Raw genomic sequence first — 17,224 nt, 5'->3', positions numbered from 1 at the left:
GGTTTAAGCTTGCTCCTTCTGTCTGGTTGGATATAGCGCAACATTTATTGTAGCAACAATCTCGTCCAATTGACCATCAAAAATTTTATTCAACTGCTTATAGCCGCCCTTACTGCGGAAAGGTTCCACATCGAATGCCTTCTCGGGATTCGGGTCCAGCACAGATTCTTGCAGCAATTGCTTCTCTATCCGCTTCAGCCAATCCTTCTGCACCTTCGGCCATACCCGCATCTCATAGATCTTCTTCATGGCATTCTCGATCCGTTCTTCATGGCTGAGGAGCGGGTCACCTAACGCCTGCTGGCGGATAAAGCTGATGATGTCTGCGGCGATGTCCTGCTGCTTCACATCACGCCATGCGGTTTGCAGGTTTTTCTCGGTAAAGCCTTTCTGATCCAGCGCCACCCGAAGCTTCCGCAGCTCTTCACGGGTCAGATCATTTGGGCGGGTACAGATGATGTTGAGTGCCGGAATCAGATTCAGGTTTTCACGGATAAATCCGTTGAATCCTTCTAAATAGTCCTCAGGTTTGTTGGCTGTCCCATAGCCGCGTGTTACTTCTATCAGTTTATCCTCATGCTCCGAGATGAACTGGCGGTTATGCCTCCCTCTATTCTCTTCAATGAACTGAAGCAATTGTGGTTTGCTTAATAAAGCTTCGCTAACCTGCTCTGCACTTGCTTTTTTCACCTCATCAATGAACTCATTAATAGTCTGCCCTTCAGATAAAGCTTGGAAATCCTCATGATCCTGAGGCGTCCAGCGTTGTTTCTTCCGCTGCATCTTGGCCACAATCTCTTCCTGATGTGACTTAATGTGGTGTTCACTCTTCATCTGCTTCAGCTCATCGACCAGAAGATCCAGGCTGACCTGGGGTCTCGTCACAACGGGCTTCATATCTGTATAGGGCTTAAGTGACTCATAGATTCCTACAGCATCATAGATTGTAAAATGATCCTTATCAATCTCATCACAGCGGCGGGTAGCCCGTCCCAGCATTTGTTCATACAGAATACGGGAGCGAACACGCCTTAGGAAAACTACATGGGAGATACTCGGGATGTCAATTCCCGTTGTAAGCAAATCCACAGTGACCACGATATTCGGCCGCCGTTCATTTTTGAAGAGCTTAATGGCATGCAGTGGATCTTTGATCGAACCTGTAATTTTTAGAATAGCTCCATCATCTACTGGGCCGTAGACCTTCTCCAATTCTTTTTTAAAGATCCGAACCACCATATCCGCATGATCATCCGTTGCCGCGAAGATTAAGGTCTTCCCATCCGCTTCAGGGTCGATATATTCAGTGAGTGCCTCCAGCACCACACGATTGAAATTCTCCGTGATCACCGACTTATTAAACTGGGTGACTTCGAGATTGACCTCGTCTTCCAGCATTTCCTTCTCCACAGTTCCCAGATCCACATTATACACAGATACTTCCTCACCGATCTGCCATTTGATGCCGTGCTTCTTCAGTTCCGTTTCAAACTGGACAGGCGGTTCATGGTCGATTAAATAACCGTCAATTACAGCTTCACGGTAGGAGTAGTTAAAGATCGCCTTGTCAAAAATCTCAACCGTATGAAGAGCTGGAGTAGCCGTAAGCCCGATTCGCACAGCATCAAAATAATCCAGTACCTTCCGGTACTTACTCACATAGTCGGCATGATCCCGAAACTCCAGTTCGATCTCTGTCATTTCCTTATCGAGCGTATAACCACGGTGAGCTTCGTCCACGATGATGCAATCATACTGATCTACAGAAGGAATGCCTTTATCATCTTCGCTATAAAAAAGCCGCTTCACCATACCCTGAACGGTAGCAATCTGTACCTTCGTTTCCACATTCGGTTTCTTGTCGTCCAGTGTCTGAAGCTCAAAAATCTCTGTAAACGAATGATAGCTTTCCAGCTTGGAATCCTTAAACGCCGCCTCAGCCTGACGGCCTAATGCTGAACGGTCCACGAGAAACAGTATTCTTTTGAAACGATTATGTTTGATCAGACGATAAATTAAGCCGATGGCCATTCTTGTCTTGCCTGTGCCTGTCGCCATAGCTACCAGAATTCTGCGTTGTCCTGCTTCTATCGCATGTTCCACAGACAAAATGGCATTCTCTTGATATTCACGCAGATGCAGATAATCCAGTGATTCATCACGGAGATCCTTTGTCGCCTGATCGATGTCCTGCTGTAAAAGAGCCTTCAGCCCTTCTGGTGAGTACCAGGTTTGCAGCACTCTGGCATGATTCGTAGGCTTGCGTGCATCCAGAAACCAGATTCCAGATTTGTGTTCAAGCTGTTTTAAATACGGGCGTCCATTTGTTGAAAACAAGAACGGCACCTGATAATTCCCCCAGGGTCCATGAATGATTTCTTCACCATGCTTAACTACATAAGAGGCGTACTTTTTTGCCTGTTCAATGTCGGCTTGAACATCCTTGCTCTGGCGTTTGGCCTCGATAATACCGATCAGTTCCATTCCATAGAAAAGAGCATAATCCGCAAAACCATTTTTTAAAGGCCATTCTGCTATAGCGAGATACCTTCCTTTTTCAGGACGAGTTCCTGCGCTAAAACGCAATTGTAATGTATCTGCTTCCCATCCTGCCTGCCGCAGCTTCTCATCGATGATCATTCTTGTCTCAGCTTCAGTCAGTTGGAGGGCACTGCCGAGCTTCCTGGCCTTCGAATGACGTTTCTGTTTCTCTTCCTGAGTCTTGGAATCCTGAAGTTCGGTCAGCCGCAGGAGCTCCTGTTCCAGTTGCTGCACTTTGGCGTCGTAGGAAGCAGACAACTGCTGGAGCTGCTCTTCATTGTATGCAGTGTCATCTGCCTCTGCCGGCTCCACATACTCTGGCGCTGTAAAGTCCCATTCCCCATAGACCTGCATAAACCAGACGGCTAGACGAAAAGCAAAATGCACAAGCGCCTTGGCCTCTTCGGTTGTACCATAATTGCCCTGATGTGCAGCTTTGTTGCCTTGTTTACGGATAGCGTGCAGCATATCCAGCAACTCTTCCGTAAGCAAATCTTCACGGCTCAGAAAGTTCAAACGATCTATTTGATTCAGTCCCTCAGCCTGTCTCATTTCTTCAAGAGCACAGATGAATTTCGTCATCGTCTCTCCAAACATACGGAGCTTCATTAAGGATGTATTGGGATCGGTATACATATTCCGTTCAGCCATTTCGGCCAGATTGGACAGAATATTCCAATGATTCGACAAGAAAGTGAAATTGCTATTGTTCATATCATTCACCTCTGGATGTTTTATTCGTAAAATGTAAAATGATTCATAGGAAAATATTCCTAAGTTCATAATAGCATTTTCTACATTCTTTAAGAATCAGATTTTATAAAATGTTATAATTGCGAAAAGGCGGTGAGTTGAATGTTAATTTCAGAAGATCTATCTGAGCAAGATGATAGGAATACTTTTTCAAAGGAACGGAAGAAACAATTGACCTCGGTCATATTCAAAGATGAAGGTGTCCTCTCTCAACTTCAACAAGCTCAAAAGGATCGCAGAGATGGAATTTCCACTTACAGTGACAGCGAAGAGGATTTTGCCCAGTTACTGAAAAATATCCAGAACGAATAAATAGCCTAACCCCTTAGCATATTCGCTGCGGGTTAGGCTGTTTTTGTACAATAACTCATCCGCCCTCTCATGCCGCGTTCTTCCCCATCATACTCCCTACCCTCCCCCCATATACATAGGAAGAACGGTTTACAAGCTGGAAGGAGAGATGGATGCATGCCCGGTGATGATGAGATTAAAGCGCTGGAGCGGTCGATTGCCGAGATTACGGAGATTGCTTCCGGGTTCGGGCTCGATTTTTATCCGATGCGTTATGAGATATGTCCGGCGGATATTATTTATACCTTCGGTGCGTACGGGATGCCTACCCGGTTCGGGCACTGGAGCTTTGGCAAAACCTTTCATAAAATGAAGGCCCAATACGATTTTGGCCTGAGCAAAATTTATGAGCTGGTCATCAACTCTAATCCGTGCTACGCCTTTCTGCTTGACGGCAACTCCCTGGTGCAAAATAAGCTGATTGTCGCGCATGTGCTGGCGCACTGCGATTTCTTCAAGAACAATATGCGCTTCTCCATGTCCAACCGGGATATGGTCGAGAGCATGGCGGCCACCGCCGACCGCATCAATGATTATTCCGTCACTTATGGCACAGACACTGTAGAAAGCTTCATTGATTCCGTGCTGGCGATCCAGGAGCATATCGATCCCAGTCTGATCCAGCCGCGCAAGCTGGGCAAGACCCATCTGCTTGAAGCCAAGATGAAGGAGCGCAAGGACTCCCCTCCCGGCGGGCCTGGACCGGCTAATGCTTACAGTGAGCTGTGGGACTTGGAAAAGAGTGATGACGTCCCGCCAGTGCCGGAAACTGCTGGTAAACGCACCTTCCCCCCGGAGCCGGAAAAGGACATCGTCTGGTTCATCCAGCAGTATTCCACCGCTCTTGAGGACTGGCAACGCGACATCATGACGATGCTGCATGACGAGATGCTCTATTTCTGGCCGCAGATGGAGACCAAAATCATGAACGAAGGCTGGGCCTCCTACTGGCATCAGCGGATCATGCGCGAGCTGGACCTTACCCCAGAAGAGACTGTCGAATACGCCAAGCTGAATTCATCGGTGGTCCAGCCCTCCCGCCAGAGCCTGAATCCTTACTATCTGGGGCTGAAGATTTTCGAGGATATTGAGCGCCGCTGGGACCGGGACAAAATGTTCGAGGTGCGCGAGCTGGATTCCGACATCTCGTTCATCCGCAGCTATCTCTCAAAGGAACTGGTGAACGACCTGGACCTCTATGTATTCGAGAAAAAAGGCCCGGAGTGGAAAATTACCGATAAGGCATGGGAGAATGTGCGCGACCAGTTGGTGCTGGCCCGGGTGAACGGCGGCTCCCCGTACCTCGTCATCCAAGATGCCGATTATGAGCGGAACGGCGAACTCTTGATTGCCCACCGCTACGAGAGCATTGAGCTGGATCTGAAATATCTGGAGCGCACGCTCCCGCATATTTACGCCCTCTGGGGCCGCACCGTTCATCTACAGACCGTTGTGGAAGACAAAAATGCCCTGTTCACCTATGACGGCAAAAAGGTGCAGCGGCGGTTTATGTAAAGAAACATATGGGTTCGCACAATAAGCCGCAGTGTAGTTGCTATGTGCAATTACGCTGCGGCTCGTTTTTGAAAATATAAGAATTTATACGTTGCACATGATAGCTTATCCTTCTATTTCTCGATGAAACGGTACCGTCCTTTAAGAGGACGGCGAAGCCGTTTCTACTTGTTGTATCAGATTTGCAGGTCAAACAGCTTGCCCAGCGGCAGCTGAAAATCCTTAAACACATTTGACCGCACGCTATCCTGCTCCGAATATAAGTCCCTCACCTGATAGACGCCATCCTGCAGTGCATATACATGAACCGTGCGGTTGCCGGGGTCAACGATCCAATATTCCTGGACGCCGTATTTCTGATATAGATTAAACTTCTCATTGAAGTCCTTAAGTGCAGTGGATGGTGAGAGTACTTCGATAATCATCGTCGGAGCGCCGTGGCAGCCGTTCTTGAAAATCTGATTCTTTGAACAGACCACAGACAGATCCGGCTGTGTCACATGATCAGGCATCGAAGAAGCAGAATCATCCTCGCTGAAGAATACATCGAACGGAGCGACAAACACATGACAGCTCTTATTTTCCAGGTGCGTACGCAGTGCAAAATATAGCTCTCCTACAACATACTGGTGCAGGGCTGTAGGCGCTGGTGACATATTATAGGCTTTGCCGTTAATTAATTCCCATCCACCGTCCCATGACAACCAATCCTGATACGAATGCTGCTTCTGCTCATCCGGATTCGACACTTGGATCTGCCTCCTTCGCTTCCTAGCGGATTACGTGTAAGTGAATTATAACATGAATCACTGCCAATACTCAGCGCCCTCTCCCCCATATCCCCTGCTGCAAAAAATACTTAAATATAAATTATCCCAATTTTGTTTTAATAGTATCCGAATGGGTTAAATATCTCCTGTGATTTATAATGGGTAATTCTGGATGGTCCATAATTACCCTCATACAGAAACCAGACGGGAGAGGACGTAAGTGAAAGTGAAACAAATGGCAATACTGCTGCTCATCATGTGTGTGATTCTGACAGGCTGCATGGGGGGAAGCAAAGAAGGAAGTCCAGCGCCTTCATCCAGCCCGGCCGCCACGGCAACTGCCGAGACGAAGAACACTTCGGGGAACCCTCCGCCGGAGGCTTCACAGACCGTGTACGATCTGAAGCAGAAGTATGATTCGGATGAAGCAGATCACAATCCGGGCATCATGCCTATGTATAATGTGGAGCAGGATATGGAATTCATCTTCAGATTCAATACCGATCTTGGCTCAGAAGCCATTGGCAAGACGTTATCCGTACATACCGATATCGAGGCGCTGCCGGAGAGCAAGGTCGCGACCCTTGAGGATTCACAGCTCGTAGACGGCAAAAGCGTGTACTCCATCAAGCCGCTCGGCTTCGGCGTCCTTCCCTCCGATTCTCTGCGTGCCACGGGAGACAGTTCCTGGGGGAACGCCCCGGTCTACTACATCCGGCTCAACTATGACCTGGACGCCAAGTCGCCTACTCTGCTGAAGCAGCCGGTGATCATCCCGTTTACGGTGAAATCGGATCTGCCCACGCCGACGCTGCAAGCCGACATCAGTCCTGACGGAAGACTGACTCTGGTGTGGAATGAAGTTCCGGGCGCGGAAAGCTACAATATTTACAGCGCCTCCCATATTACAATGGAGAACATCAATGAGCCGCTCAGCGGCGCCGAGCAGGGCTATGCGGATCAGCGTCCGCTGAAGATTGCAACGGTACAGGGCAATGCGTATAACGACTTCATGAAGGACGGCCGCGGTGCGCTCGGCATTGTGGATGAGACCATTACAAGCGTCCAGAACAACAATGTGCAAGGGGAATATTACGTTACTGCCGTTCAGGGAGACAAAGAATCCAGATTCAGCCGCTCGGTGGACACCGTGGCATTATCCAAACGGCTGCCGCGCACCGTGGCTCCTGAGGATAACATCAACCTGAAATTGTACAAGAATGCCAAAGAGCTGCCCAAGACCGTTCCGGTCCAGTTCATTGACGGCTCCAAAGCCTCAGTAACAGTGATGTACGACACCGGAGCTGTGACTCTTAAGGCTTCCGGTCCAACCGATGTCCCGTACACGATACAAGGTACTGCGCTCAAAGGCTATGTCCAGGTTACCCAATTGACGGAAGCGGATATTACCAGTCTTGCAGCCGCCCAGAGCAACAAGGCGAATCCCGGGTATGTGGAGCCGCAGAATGACACGGATTATGTACCTGCACCGGATGTACCGACCATCATTGACAATAACGATAACGGGAACGCCAGTGAACCTGGAGATAATGTCATCGACCAGCAAAAAGAAAATACCAAGAGCAAGGTAGAGGAAGGCAACAAACAGGCGGTTCCGGGCACCACGATACGGGCAGATCTGATTCATGCAGACTCTGCGCTAGAGGAATATCTCGCGTTGACCCTGATGAACGGCGACACCGAAATCTCGCTGCAAGCCTTCCCGGAGGCGCAGAATGCCCGTACCCTGGTGGATGTAATTGAGAAGGTAGTCTACCAGAACCCGCTCATTCTCGGCTTCCGCGGCTATGGCTACGATTATGAGAAGCTGACGCTGAATGTGAAGTACGATGATTCTGCCGAGATCATCCGCTCCAAGCAGAAGGAGATCCTTGCCGAGGCAGATAAAGTAATCGCTGCGGTGATCAAGGAAGGCATGAGCGCGGATGAGAAACAGATGGCGATCTACGATTATCTGAATGATAACACCGCTTATGACGATGCTGCACTGGAGAATGCCATGGAGCAAGAGTTCAAGACAGTAGATGCGAAGTATAACGATTCTTTCAATACCTATGGCATTCTGGTTAAAAAAGTCGGGGTATGCATGAGCTATGCCCATACCTTCCAGCTGCTCTCTGATCTCGTCCAGGTCCCTTCGATGGTCGTCACAGGAACCATGAGCGGCGTGAATCACGCCTGGAACAAGGTGAAGATCGGCGACGAATGGGTCAACGTTGACCCCACCAATAACGCCACCAATACCGGACTTCCTTATCTGCTCTATAACTCCAATGACGCTACAGCCTCCGATGTAGAGTATGTGATGGACAAGGGCTACTGGCTGGACCATGAGCTGCCTCTGTTCAAGTCCACCAGCAATGCCTACGATTATTACGTGACACAAGGACTGGAAGTAGATTCCTTGGAAGCCTACAAGACCAAGCTGGCCGAACAGCTGAAGAAAGGCGAGACGCTGGTAGTCCTGCGCGTTCTGGGCAATACCGACAGCTCGGAGCTCATGCAGAAAACCGCCGAGGTCATCAAGCAACACGATGCCGCCAAGCTGGATAGTGCAGGCATGGTTGAGCTGGGAAGCTACGTTGCGGTTCAATTGGACGCCGCAGCCGGGCAATAATAAACGGACAAAAGGCAAGCCCCGCAGCAGGGGCTTGCCTTCTTTGCTGTTAGGGAATTATGATTTACGCCTGCCCATTGGATAGGTGCTCTTACGAATGAGGGATCCAAAATGTAGACGAAAAACCGATCACATTGAGCAGTGGCACAGGTATGTGGCCAAATGTAGACGAAAAATCGATCACATTGAGCAGTGGCACAGGCATATGACCAAATGTAGACGAAAAACCGACCACATTAAGCAGTGGCGCAGGCATATGGCCAAATGTAGACGAAAAACCGATTACATTGAGCGGCCGCAAAGGTGCATGCACCGGAATACAGGCAAAAGGCAAGCCCCGATACAGGAGGTTGCCTTTCTTGTAGAATCACACCGCCCTCTGTCTATTCCTCTTCATACGGATAGTAGATATCGCTCAGCTTACCTGCCTGATAGTAGGGGTAATCCAATCTTTTTTGCACCAGGCGTGCAGTGTCTGTATCCACTAAGCACTCAATCAGGTACAGACCAAGATCGATCGAGGACGTTACTCCGCCTCCGGTGAAGGTGTCACCGTCCCGGACGGCCCGGGCCTTAATGACTTCCCCGCAGTAAGGGGCAAGCAGATCGTAGGCTGACGAGTTCGTGGTCGCTTTTTTCCCCTCTAAGAATCCTGCCGCCCCTAAGAGCAGTGCCCCCGTGCACACCGACACTTTATAACGTGCGCCTTCTGCCGTTCGTATCCAGCTCATAAAGTCCTCGTCATAGCGGAGTGTCCGGGTCGGCATGCCGCCCGGGAGGAAGACCAGATCGAAGGTGCCCAGATCAGGCAACACCTCATTGGCTTTCATGGTCAGCCCCCGGTCATCCGTCACCTCCGCTTTGTTGGCGCAAAATGTCCAGGATACGTTCTCCTTCGCCTTCAGGATCGCTACCCAGCTCACCGCTTCATAGAACCCCATAACATCCATGCTGGTCATGCCGTCGAACAGAACAAATGCCATTTTCATAACCGTCACCCATCCTCTCTGAATAGAAGATCAAGCACTCATTGCCAGAAATACTGCATCTTCTTATACCCCACATCCCATACTTTCAAGTCCCCCTTAACCGTGAGCTTCAGCTCATCCCCCGGCTCAACCGGCATCTCATATACCACAGGGTACTGTTCAGGATTAGTACGCTGAAAATCTCCAGTATAATTCAGAATCTCCTGGCCATCCCGGGTAATACTGATCTCACCGGAATAATCCGTTGGTTCTGGGTTTCCGAAAGTGAAGGAGAAAGTCGTCTGTCCCTCAGACTTGTACGTGAATGTTCTGGAATCTCCGCCTTCAGCGCCATGCAGGCTAGAGCGGAGCGATATCTTCTGTCCGTTGATTTGAATACTGTCCGGTTTGTCTGCGGATGAATTGCCCGAGGTGTCCGTCCATTCCGTGATCGCCGTAAACGGACCCTCTACTTTAGTTAATATTTTGTCTACCGCCGCGCCTAGTCCCCATAAAGCTATAAAAAGAACCAACCCTGATATAGCTGTTGCCACCAGATTGCGCCCGAGGCTGCGGTAACGGAAACCAAGCTTGTACGCCCCGAAGCCGAGGGCTGCACCAACCGAATTCTGAAGAGCGTCGTTGATATCGAAGCTGCCCAGGAAGGTAAGAGCCTGGATCGTTTCAAGCACAAGAATCGCGATGAAGAATAAGGTGATGAACCGGACGAAGCCGACCCGGTACAGCCATGGAATCAATATGCCGAAAGGAACAAACGCAAGCGTGTTCCCGAAACCCACCATACTCATGAGGCTGGGATGTAGAAGATCAGATGGATACGGCAGCAGAAGGAAGTTATCGGGCATGAAAATAAAGGTGTAGACGGTATGATCCGATGCCTCACCTCTGCCGAAAGCAAAGAACATAAAATAAAGAACAAACAGTGTGTACAATATAGTTACCGTTAGCAAATTCTTGCGTTGTTTGACCATGGTTAACTCCTTCACTCTATATTTCCACTTATTACAATTAAACGGTTAGTGGTTTCATGAAACCCGTTCCCGTACAGGGACATAAATCTCCATCACGGAATCCACGCGGGCGTGACAGCGTTCGTCGTAGAACTCAAAGTTCAGTTTATCTTCGTCATGCATGTAGCCGCTGCCCGGGAACCAGTCCTCGAAGATATATCTCCAGGTACTCTTGACCACCTCGGCAAAAGTCTCCGGTCTCGCCTCATCAGTAGCGTCCACCGGAGGTGTCGTGAATACCACGTACTGCGCCGCCGGTACAGCAGCCGTAAGCATGTCAGGAGTGACCTTACTGAAGTCCTCCACTATAACCCCCAGCAGATACACAGCATTACCGCCAGCGTCTGACGGTATACATAAGCCGACCTCCCCGTGCTTCGGCGGATTCAGCTTTGCGTACATCTGATCCTCCAGATTGTCGCCCTCATAGTAATACCAGAAGGAAGCGACATCCTGCGTAGCATTCCCGGCCTCTACATCCGTCTCGATTCCATACCCCGCTACGTTAAAAGCAGGCTTCGTCACCAATACAGGCTCCGCGATGTATTCCTTGATGTCATACGCCAGCCGGTCCCGGACATAGCCGTTCATCCGCGCCGCATACTGGGAGGGGCTGTAGCCGTAAGACTTGCGGAAGGCTTTGGCGAAGCCGCCGGGAGTCTCGAACCCATACTCCAGCGCGATGTCCGTAATTCTCCGCCCGTTGAACAATTCAACGGCAGCCCGCGACAATCTCCGGGTGCGCACATATTCCATGACCGGCATGTCCTGAGACTGGCTGAACATCCGGCAAAAATGAAACAGCGAATAACCCGCATACGCCGCAATCTGCTCCGCTGTCAGCGGGTCCATGAGATGCTCCTCAATATAATCAATACTCCGCCCGATCTCTCTGCTGTAATTCAGTGACTCCACCGGCCTTTCAGTATACATAGGTGCATACATTATAGCAGATGGCGGCCTCCGGGACTGATCCAGTCTTGCTATATACTCAGCTTTTCAGACAATCTTGTCAAATATAGCGGCTGCGAACAGGCGGGCTTTCTCAACATCCAGCTCATCGGGATGCCCTTTTTTATCCAGATTGAAGCCCAGCGGGCTGAACTCCCCGGGACAATGGAACTCACCGATCACGTTACTGCCCTTGGCCGCCAGTTTGGCCTCAACCAGTGCCTGATTCTTGAATTCTCCAGAGCCGGATGTGCAGAAAATAAAGACATTTTTGTCCCGGAGCGGCATTCTCTTGATGAATTTGAACATCCTGCGGTGAATTTTGGAGGCGTAAATGCCTGAACCGAGGCCAATCAGGTCATATACGGACAGCATCTCAGGCTTAACGTCCTCCACTTTGGCCAAATCTGCCCCCAACACTTCAGCCATAGCGGCTGCAATCTTCTGTGTGTTCATGCTGCGGCCGGATCGGTAAATAATGATAGTCTTCATAATGGCGCCTCAATTCGTTATATTTAAAATATGAATGAACTTAATTAAATTCATTCATTTCAAGCCAAAATAAAATGCCCAGGATATCCACTGAACATTTAATAGTGTATTCTGCCGCCAGCAAAGCGATGCCGGAGACCTTTGTCAATGCTGTGTATCCGTCAAGCCTTTCATTATAAATTCGACCAAATAGTCCAGGATCTGCGGAAAATAGCTAACCCCGATCTCTTCCTTGTGAATGTCGATATACGGCACGGAGTTGAACAAGGCAAGAATCATCCCGTCCTCCAGATCTGTTCTGATTTTCCCCCTGGACTTCCAGTGCCGGATTAATTCCAGTGTGCCGCTGTTCATCATTTCATGAATACCCTCTATTCCGCCATGCTCATAGAATTCCTTCTCCAGCTTGCTGAAAAGAGCTTTGTTGTACCATTCCTTCAGGATTGGATTCGTATTGATCCCGCTGTAATTAAGCGCCATGATTTCTTTGAGCACTTTGGCAGGCTCGTCGTCCAGATTGACCGAAGATTGCAGGATACTCCGTTTCAGCTTCTCGTTCTCCTGCAGATAAATATCGATGAAGAGCTTCTCTTTCGAAGCGTAATAATTATAGAACGTGCCTACGGCATATCCGCACATTTTGGTGATGTCGGAAATATTGGTGTCCTTGAAGCCCTTGGAGCTGAACAGCTCTTTGCCGCATCTGAAAATCTCAGCCTTCTTATCTTCCATCTGTAAGCCCTCCGCGCCTGAGTGAATAATATATAATTCATTCATAATGTAGCATAGCCTTGCAGGCATTACAATGCACTTTTATATTCAGCTGACACGAATCACTTCCCATTTCGGTGAATAGGCTATTGTAATGACTTCAAGAATGGAGGGTTCCCGCATGAATTACAGGAACGAAGATTCGAACAGCTCAGCTCATCCGTCAGGCTATCGGCATCTGCCGCAGCCCTACCCTTATTCGCATTACCACTACCTGGTACGTTCGGAGTCCACTGAGGAGACCGCTCCGAGGATTGCTAAGAATTCAGCAACTGCCGGGAATACGCAGACTGTCAGGGCCTCCGAACCTCCGGCCGCTCCACATAAGCTCGAGAATGACCATGCGGAGGACAACATGGACGGCTGGCAGCAGATTCAGAATGCCAGCAAGCCGCAGACGGTCCTCGAAAGTGGACATCCGGCTGCCGCGAACAAGTCGGTGGATGGCCATCCCGGGGCAAGTCAGGCCGGCGGAAAGGGAATTCATGTCGATGTAGGAGGCGAGTTAGGGGGTAAACACGGCATCGGCATAAATGCCGGAGGAAACCTGGCGTACAGCGGCGCAAGTATGCAGGCAGACGGCCATATCGGCAGCAGCTCCTACGGGATCGAAGCGCAAGGCGATACCCATGTGAGCAACGGGCAAGGTCTCGGAGTGAACGCCGAAGCCCAGGCCTTCGGCAAATACGGGGTGGCTGCACAAGGCAAGGCCCAGCTCGGCGGCGGGCAAGGCGCAGATGTCAAGTTGGGCGCACAGGCCGGGGGCGATCACGGGCTGAATGCAGATGCGGGTGCTCATCTGGGGCTTAGTCAAGGTGCAGGCTTTGACTCTCATGTTCAGCTCGGCGGCAACAAGGGCATCGGGGCTGAGGCCAAAGCCCAGTTCGGCGGCGGCGAAGGCGCAGGCATCGGCGTGGGCGGACAGCTCGGCAAATATAACGGCCAATTAAGCTTCAAGATTGGCGGTAAGGAGCAGGAGCCTAAGGACTCTCAGGAGGATTAGAAGAATTAGTTATCCAGTCCGCACGGATTCGCCGATCAGGCGCTTCGCTAGACTAAAGGGAATATCCCTAAGCCATCACCATGGCCTGGGATATTCCCTTTTGGCTGAGCGTACAAGTCTTAATTAGCTCCGGGACAGACAAGAGGACTGCCTGATGGCAGTCCCCGGTCCCCAGTATCCGTGAAGCTGCCTCCGTCAGCGGTTCAGCAGGCTTCCGACATATTTCAGCAGCTCATTGGCACAGATCGGGCAGTAGTTGTGCTCGTCGATCAGGCGGCGGCTGACCTCGTTGATCCGTTTGAGCTGGCTTTCATCCGGTGTCTTGGAGGAAGTGGTGATTTTGACGATATCCTTGAGATCCGTGAACAGCTTCTTCTCGATGGCTTCCCGCAGCCGGTCGTGATTGTTGTACTCGAACTTCTTGCCCTTGCGGGAGTAGGACGAAATACGGATCAGGATCTCCTCGCGGAAGGCCTTCTTCGCATTCTCCGAGATGCCGATCTGCTCTTCAATGGAGCGCATCAGCCGCTCATCCGGCTCCATCTCCTCATCGGTAAGCGGGTCGCGGATTTTGGACCAGTTGCAGAAGGCTTCGATATTGTCGAGATAATTCTCGAACAGCGTTTTGGCGGATTCTTCAAAAGAGTAGACGAAGGCCTTTTGCACTTCGCTTTTGGCGAGAATATCGTATTCCTTGCGGGCAATAGAAATAAAGTTCAGATAACGCTCGCGCTCCTCCTTCGTAATCGAAGGATGCTGATCCAGACCGTCCTTGATTGCCCGCAGCACATCCAGCGCGTTCATGCACTGCAGATCGCCTTTGATCAGGGCGCTGGAGATGCGGTTAATGACATAACGCGGGTCGATGCCGGACATGCCTTCATCTAAGTATTCGGTCTGCATCTCCTTCAGATCCGCTTCCTTGTAGCCCTCGACCTCTTCGCCATCGTACATACGCAGCTTCTTGATCAGATCCATCCCCTGCTTCTTGCTCTCCTTGAGCCGGGTCAGGATTGAGAAGATCGCCGCCGCGCGCAGCGCGTGAGGGGCAATATGCACATGCTTCATATCGCTCTGGCCGATCAGCTTGGCGTAGATCTTTTCCTCTTCAGAGACGCGCAGATTATAGGGAACCGGCATGACGATCATGCGGGACTGGAGCGCTTCGTTCTTTTTATTGGAGATGAAGGATTTATATTCGGTCTCATTCGTGTGGGCAATAATCATCTCATCCGCCGAAATTAACGCAAACCGCCCGGCCTTGAAATTGCCTTCCTGAGTCAGCGACAGCAGATTCCACAGGAACTTCTCGTCACATTTCAGCATTTCCTGGAATTCCATGATCCCGCGGTTGGCCTTGTTCAGCTCCCCGTCGAAGCGGTAAGCCCGCGGATCGGACTCCGAGCCGAATTCGGTAATGGTGGAGAAGTCGATACTGCCGGTCAGATCCGCGATATCCTGCGACTTCGGATCGGAAGGGCTGAATGTACCAATCCCTACCCGCTCCTCTTCCGACAACAGCACCCGGGTAACCGCCACACGTTCAATATCCCCGTGGTAGTCATTCTTCAGCCGCATCTGGCAGGACGGGCAGAGATTGCCTTCAATCCGTACATCCAGCTCGCGTTCGATCTCAGGCCGCAGCTCCAGCGGTATCAGATGCAGCGGGTCCTCATGCATCGGGCAGCCCTCAATGGCATACACCGCACCCGCATCCGTGCGCGAATATTGCTCCAGGCCGCGCTTCAGCAGCGTTACCAAAGTGGACTTTCCTCCACTGACCGGTCCCATCAGCAGCAGAATCCGTTTGCGCACATCCAGCCTTCGGGCTGCGGAATGGAAGTATTCCTCGACCAGCTTTTCCACCGCACGATCCAGTCCAAAGATCTCCTGTTCAAAAAACTTATACCGTTTACGTCCGTTAATGTCCTCGACGCCGTGTGACTTGATCATGTCGTATACGCGGGAATGAGCCGTTTTGGCGGGAGAGGGGTCTACTCTAAGCAGTTCTATATAGTCCTTGAAAGTGCCGCTCCACGCCAAACGGTCGTTCTCAGCCCGATGCGTTGCTATACGCTCAAAAATATCCATGGCTCGCTGCCTCCTCTTGCGCTCCTACTTGCTCCACCAAGCTTAGAAAGTGTATTACATACCTATGCGGCGAGCCCGGAATAGTTGACCTCTTTTTTGCTGTGCTATAATAGAGAATCATAAATTCTCTATTATAATTACGCTGCAATTCAGGGCAGGAGTGAATACGAATGGCAATCAAGCAGGAGACGGAGCTGTATGCTCCTTTGAAGAGTTTTTTTGAACGGCAAGGCTATGACATCAAGGGTGAGGTGCGGACCTGTGATCTGGTGGGCATCCGGGAGGACGAGGCGCAGCCACTCATTGTGGAGATGAAAAAATCGTTCAATCTCGCCCTGCTGCTGCAGGGGATTGAACGGCTGCGGCTCAGCCCTAACGTCTACCTCGCGGTAGAACGCGTCAGGGAGAAGAAGGGCGCGGTCAACCAGCGCTGGGGCGAGCTCACCGGGCTGTGCCGACGGCTCGGCCTCGGGCTGATCACCGTCGTCTTCTACAAGACGAAGGCCCCGCTCGTCGAGGTGCTCGCGGAGCCGGGCGACGCGCCGCCGCAGGCCCGCAGCGCGGTGCGCCGCCGCGAGCGCTTGCTCTATGAGTTCCGCGAGCGCAGCGGGGACTACAACACCGGCGGCAGCACGCGCGTCAAGCTCGTGACTGCCTACCGCGAGAAGGCGCTGCGCGTGGCCCTCGCGCTGCAGGCCCTGGAGGCCGAAGCCGCCGGAGCGGCCGGCCTCGGCGGAGGGCGCGCGGCGCTAAGCGGCGCGCCGGGCACTGCCCTGGCCGCCGGGGAGCCGGCGGCCGCGGGTACGGTAGCAGCGGCGGCGGGTGATGCCGCTGCGGGTGCGGGCCCGGCGGCTGCGCACAGCCGGGCGGAGAGCGCGCGCGGCGTCGGCGTCACGCCCGCCGCGCTGCGGAAGCGCAGCGGCGTGCCCGGCGCCGCTGCGATCCTGCAGAAGAACTACTATGCGTGGTTCTTCCGGGTGCAGCGCGGCCGCTACACGCTCACGGCCACCGGACAAGCCGCGCTGATCGAGTATGCAGCGGTCGCGGAGATCAGCGCGGGCAAGCTGTAGGCCCGCGCCCGGCCGGAGCGGATCTCAGCGGATTCTGGCCGCCCTCAGCCCAGGTCCCGCCGATTCGTTCGCAGCTCCTCTGCCGGACCTGGGCTGCTGCGACAGCCTATCCGTTCGCAGCCCCAATAGCCGGACCCAGGCCGCCGTGTCTGCCCATCTGTCCGATCACTGCTCCACCTGCCGAACCCGGGCCGCGCGCCTACCCATCCGCTCACTACTCCACCTGCCGGACCCGGGCCGCGCGCCTACCCATCCGCTCACTACTCCACCTGCCGGACC

At 51.8% G+C, this 17,224-nt stretch carries 13 protein-coding genes; 5 read left to right on the top strand and 8 right to left on the bottom strand.

Translation table 11 applies throughout. The features are described from left to right. Positions 1–3: 3 nt before the first annotated feature. A complete protein-coding gene (hsdR, locus tag C173_RS00595) occupies positions 4–3,255 on the bottom strand; it encodes a type I restriction-modification system endonuclease (protein ID WP_036721332.1) in 3,252 nt (1,083 codons plus the stop codon). A gap of 141 nt (positions 3,256–3,396) precedes the next feature. Between hsdR and C173_RS00590 the strand changes: the two genes are divergently transcribed. Both C173_RS00590 and C173_RS00585 read left to right on the top strand, forming a co-directional pair. Then, complete coding sequence (locus C173_RS00590) at positions 3,397–3,606, top strand: hypothetical protein (protein WP_036721330.1); 210 nt, start codon at positions 3,397–3,399, stop codon at positions 3,604–3,606. 156 nt (positions 3,607–3,762) lie between these two features. After that, entirely contained in the window at positions 3,763–5,160 is a 1,398-nt protein-coding gene (locus C173_RS00585) for a SpoVR family protein (protein ID WP_036721329.1), read from the top strand. A 176-nt stretch (positions 5,161–5,336) separates the two neighbouring features. On the opposite strand, the gene C173_RS00580 is transcribed toward C173_RS00585, so the two are convergent. Beyond that, positions 5,337–5,909: a Uma2 family endonuclease gene (locus C173_RS00580; RefSeq protein WP_036721328.1), complete on the bottom strand. Its 573-nt coding sequence runs from the start codon at positions 5,907–5,909 to the stop codon at positions 5,337–5,339. A gap of 241 nt (positions 5,910–6,150) precedes the next feature. Here C173_RS00580 and C173_RS32600 point away from each other — a divergent pair, with 241 nt between their 5' ends. Continuing rightward, on the top strand, positions 6,151–8,568 hold the full coding sequence (locus tag C173_RS32600; RefSeq protein ID WP_051477726.1) for a transglutaminase domain-containing protein: 2,418 nt from the start codon (positions 6,151–6,153) through the stop codon (positions 8,566–8,568). 383 nt (positions 8,569–8,951) lie between these two features. Here the strand turns inward: C173_RS32600 and C173_RS00570 are convergent, their stop codons facing one another. The 5 genes from C173_RS00570 to C173_RS00550 all read right to left on the bottom strand — a co-directional run bounded on the left by C173_RS00570 (position 8,952) and on the right by C173_RS00550 (position 12,742). Beyond that, positions 8,952–9,557: a DJ-1/PfpI family protein gene (locus tag C173_RS00570; RefSeq protein ID WP_036721326.1), complete on the bottom strand. Its 606-nt coding sequence runs from the start codon at positions 9,555–9,557 to the stop codon at positions 8,952–8,954. 38 nt (positions 9,558–9,595) lie between these two features. Next, positions 9,596–10,528 (bottom strand): VanZ family protein, encoded by a 933-nt coding sequence (locus C173_RS00565; RefSeq protein ID WP_036721324.1) that lies wholly within the window; start codon positions 10,526–10,528, stop codon positions 9,596–9,598. Positions 10,529–10,582: 54 nt separating this feature from the next. Further along, the gene (locus C173_RS00560) at positions 10,583–11,500 is read right to left on the bottom strand and encodes an AraC family transcriptional regulator (protein ID WP_235191717.1); all 918 of its coding nucleotides are present in this window, start codon (positions 11,498–11,500) and stop codon (positions 10,583–10,585) included. Between the two features lie 66 nt (positions 11,501–11,566). Next, complete coding sequence (locus C173_RS00555; protein WP_036721321.1) at positions 11,567–12,010, bottom strand: flavodoxin domain-containing protein; 444 nt, start codon at positions 12,008–12,010, stop codon at positions 11,567–11,569. A 144-nt stretch (positions 12,011–12,154) separates the two neighbouring features. Further along, a complete protein-coding gene (locus C173_RS00550) occupies positions 12,155–12,742 on the bottom strand; it encodes a TetR/AcrR family transcriptional regulator (RefSeq protein WP_036721318.1) in 588 nt (195 codons plus the stop codon). A gap of 160 nt (positions 12,743–12,902) precedes the next feature. Between C173_RS00550 and C173_RS32595 the strand changes: the two genes are divergently transcribed. Next, positions 12,903–13,784 (top strand): hypothetical protein, encoded by an 882-nt coding sequence (locus tag C173_RS32595; RefSeq protein WP_051477725.1) that lies wholly within the window; start codon positions 12,903–12,905, stop codon positions 13,782–13,784. A 195-nt stretch (positions 13,785–13,979) separates the two neighbouring features. Here the strand turns inward: C173_RS32595 and C173_RS00540 are convergent, their stop codons facing one another. Then, positions 13,980–15,875 (bottom strand): PrkA family serine protein kinase, encoded by a 1,896-nt coding sequence (locus tag C173_RS00540; protein WP_036721316.1) that lies wholly within the window; start codon positions 15,873–15,875, stop codon positions 13,980–13,982. 170 nt (positions 15,876–16,045) lie between these two features. Between C173_RS00540 and C173_RS00535 the strand changes: the two genes are divergently transcribed. Next, positions 16,046–16,945 (top strand): DUF2161 family putative PD-(D/E)XK-type phosphodiesterase, encoded by a 900-nt coding sequence (locus tag C173_RS00535; RefSeq protein WP_036721314.1) that lies wholly within the window; start codon positions 16,046–16,048, stop codon positions 16,943–16,945. Positions 16,946–17,224 lie beyond the last annotated feature (279 nt).

Source organism: Paenibacillus sp. FSL R7-277 (assembly GCF_000517965.1).
In the GTDB taxonomy this organism is placed as follows: domain Bacteria; phylum Bacillota; class Bacilli; order Paenibacillales; family Paenibacillaceae; genus Paenibacillus_AQ; species Paenibacillus_AQ silagei.
Note: the sequence above shows the minus strand (reverse complement) of the source record. Positions and strands in the feature narration are given on the sequence as shown.

Coding starts and splice junctions, on each gene's coding strand:
- hsdR (WP_036721332.1), bottom strand. CDS start 3,255: ATGAACAATAGCAATTTCACTTTCTTGTCGAATCATTGGAATATTCTG.
- C173_RS00560 (WP_235191717.1), bottom strand. CDS start 11,500: ATGTATACTGAAAGGCCGGTGGAGTCACTGAATTACAGCAGAGAGATC.
- C173_RS00535 (WP_036721314.1), top strand. CDS start 16,046: ATGGCAATCAAGCAGGAGACGGAGCTGTATGCTCCTTTGAAGAGTTTT.
- C173_RS00550 (WP_036721318.1), bottom strand. CDS start 12,742: ATGGAAGATAAGAAGGCTGAGATTTTCAGATGCGGCAAAGAGCTGTTC.
- C173_RS32595 (WP_051477725.1), top strand. CDS start 12,903: ATGAATTACAGGAACGAAGATTCGAACAGCTCAGCTCATCCGTCAGGC.
- C173_RS00565 (WP_036721324.1), bottom strand. CDS start 10,528: ATGGTCAAACAACGCAAGAATTTGCTAACGGTAACTATATTGTACACA.
- C173_RS00555 (WP_036721321.1), bottom strand. CDS start 12,010: ATGAAGACTATCATTATTTACCGATCCGGCCGCAGCATGAACACACAG.
- C173_RS00570 (WP_036721326.1), bottom strand. CDS start 9,557: ATGAAAATGGCATTTGTTCTGTTCGACGGCATGACCAGCATGGATGTT.
- C173_RS00540 (WP_036721316.1), bottom strand. CDS start 15,875: ATGGATATTTTTGAGCGTATAGCAACGCATCGGGCTGAGAACGACCGT.
- C173_RS00585 (WP_036721329.1), top strand. CDS start 3,763: ATGCCCGGTGATGATGAGATTAAAGCGCTGGAGCGGTCGATTGCCGAG.
- C173_RS00590 (WP_036721330.1), top strand. CDS start 3,397: ATGTTAATTTCAGAAGATCTATCTGAGCAAGATGATAGGAATACTTTT.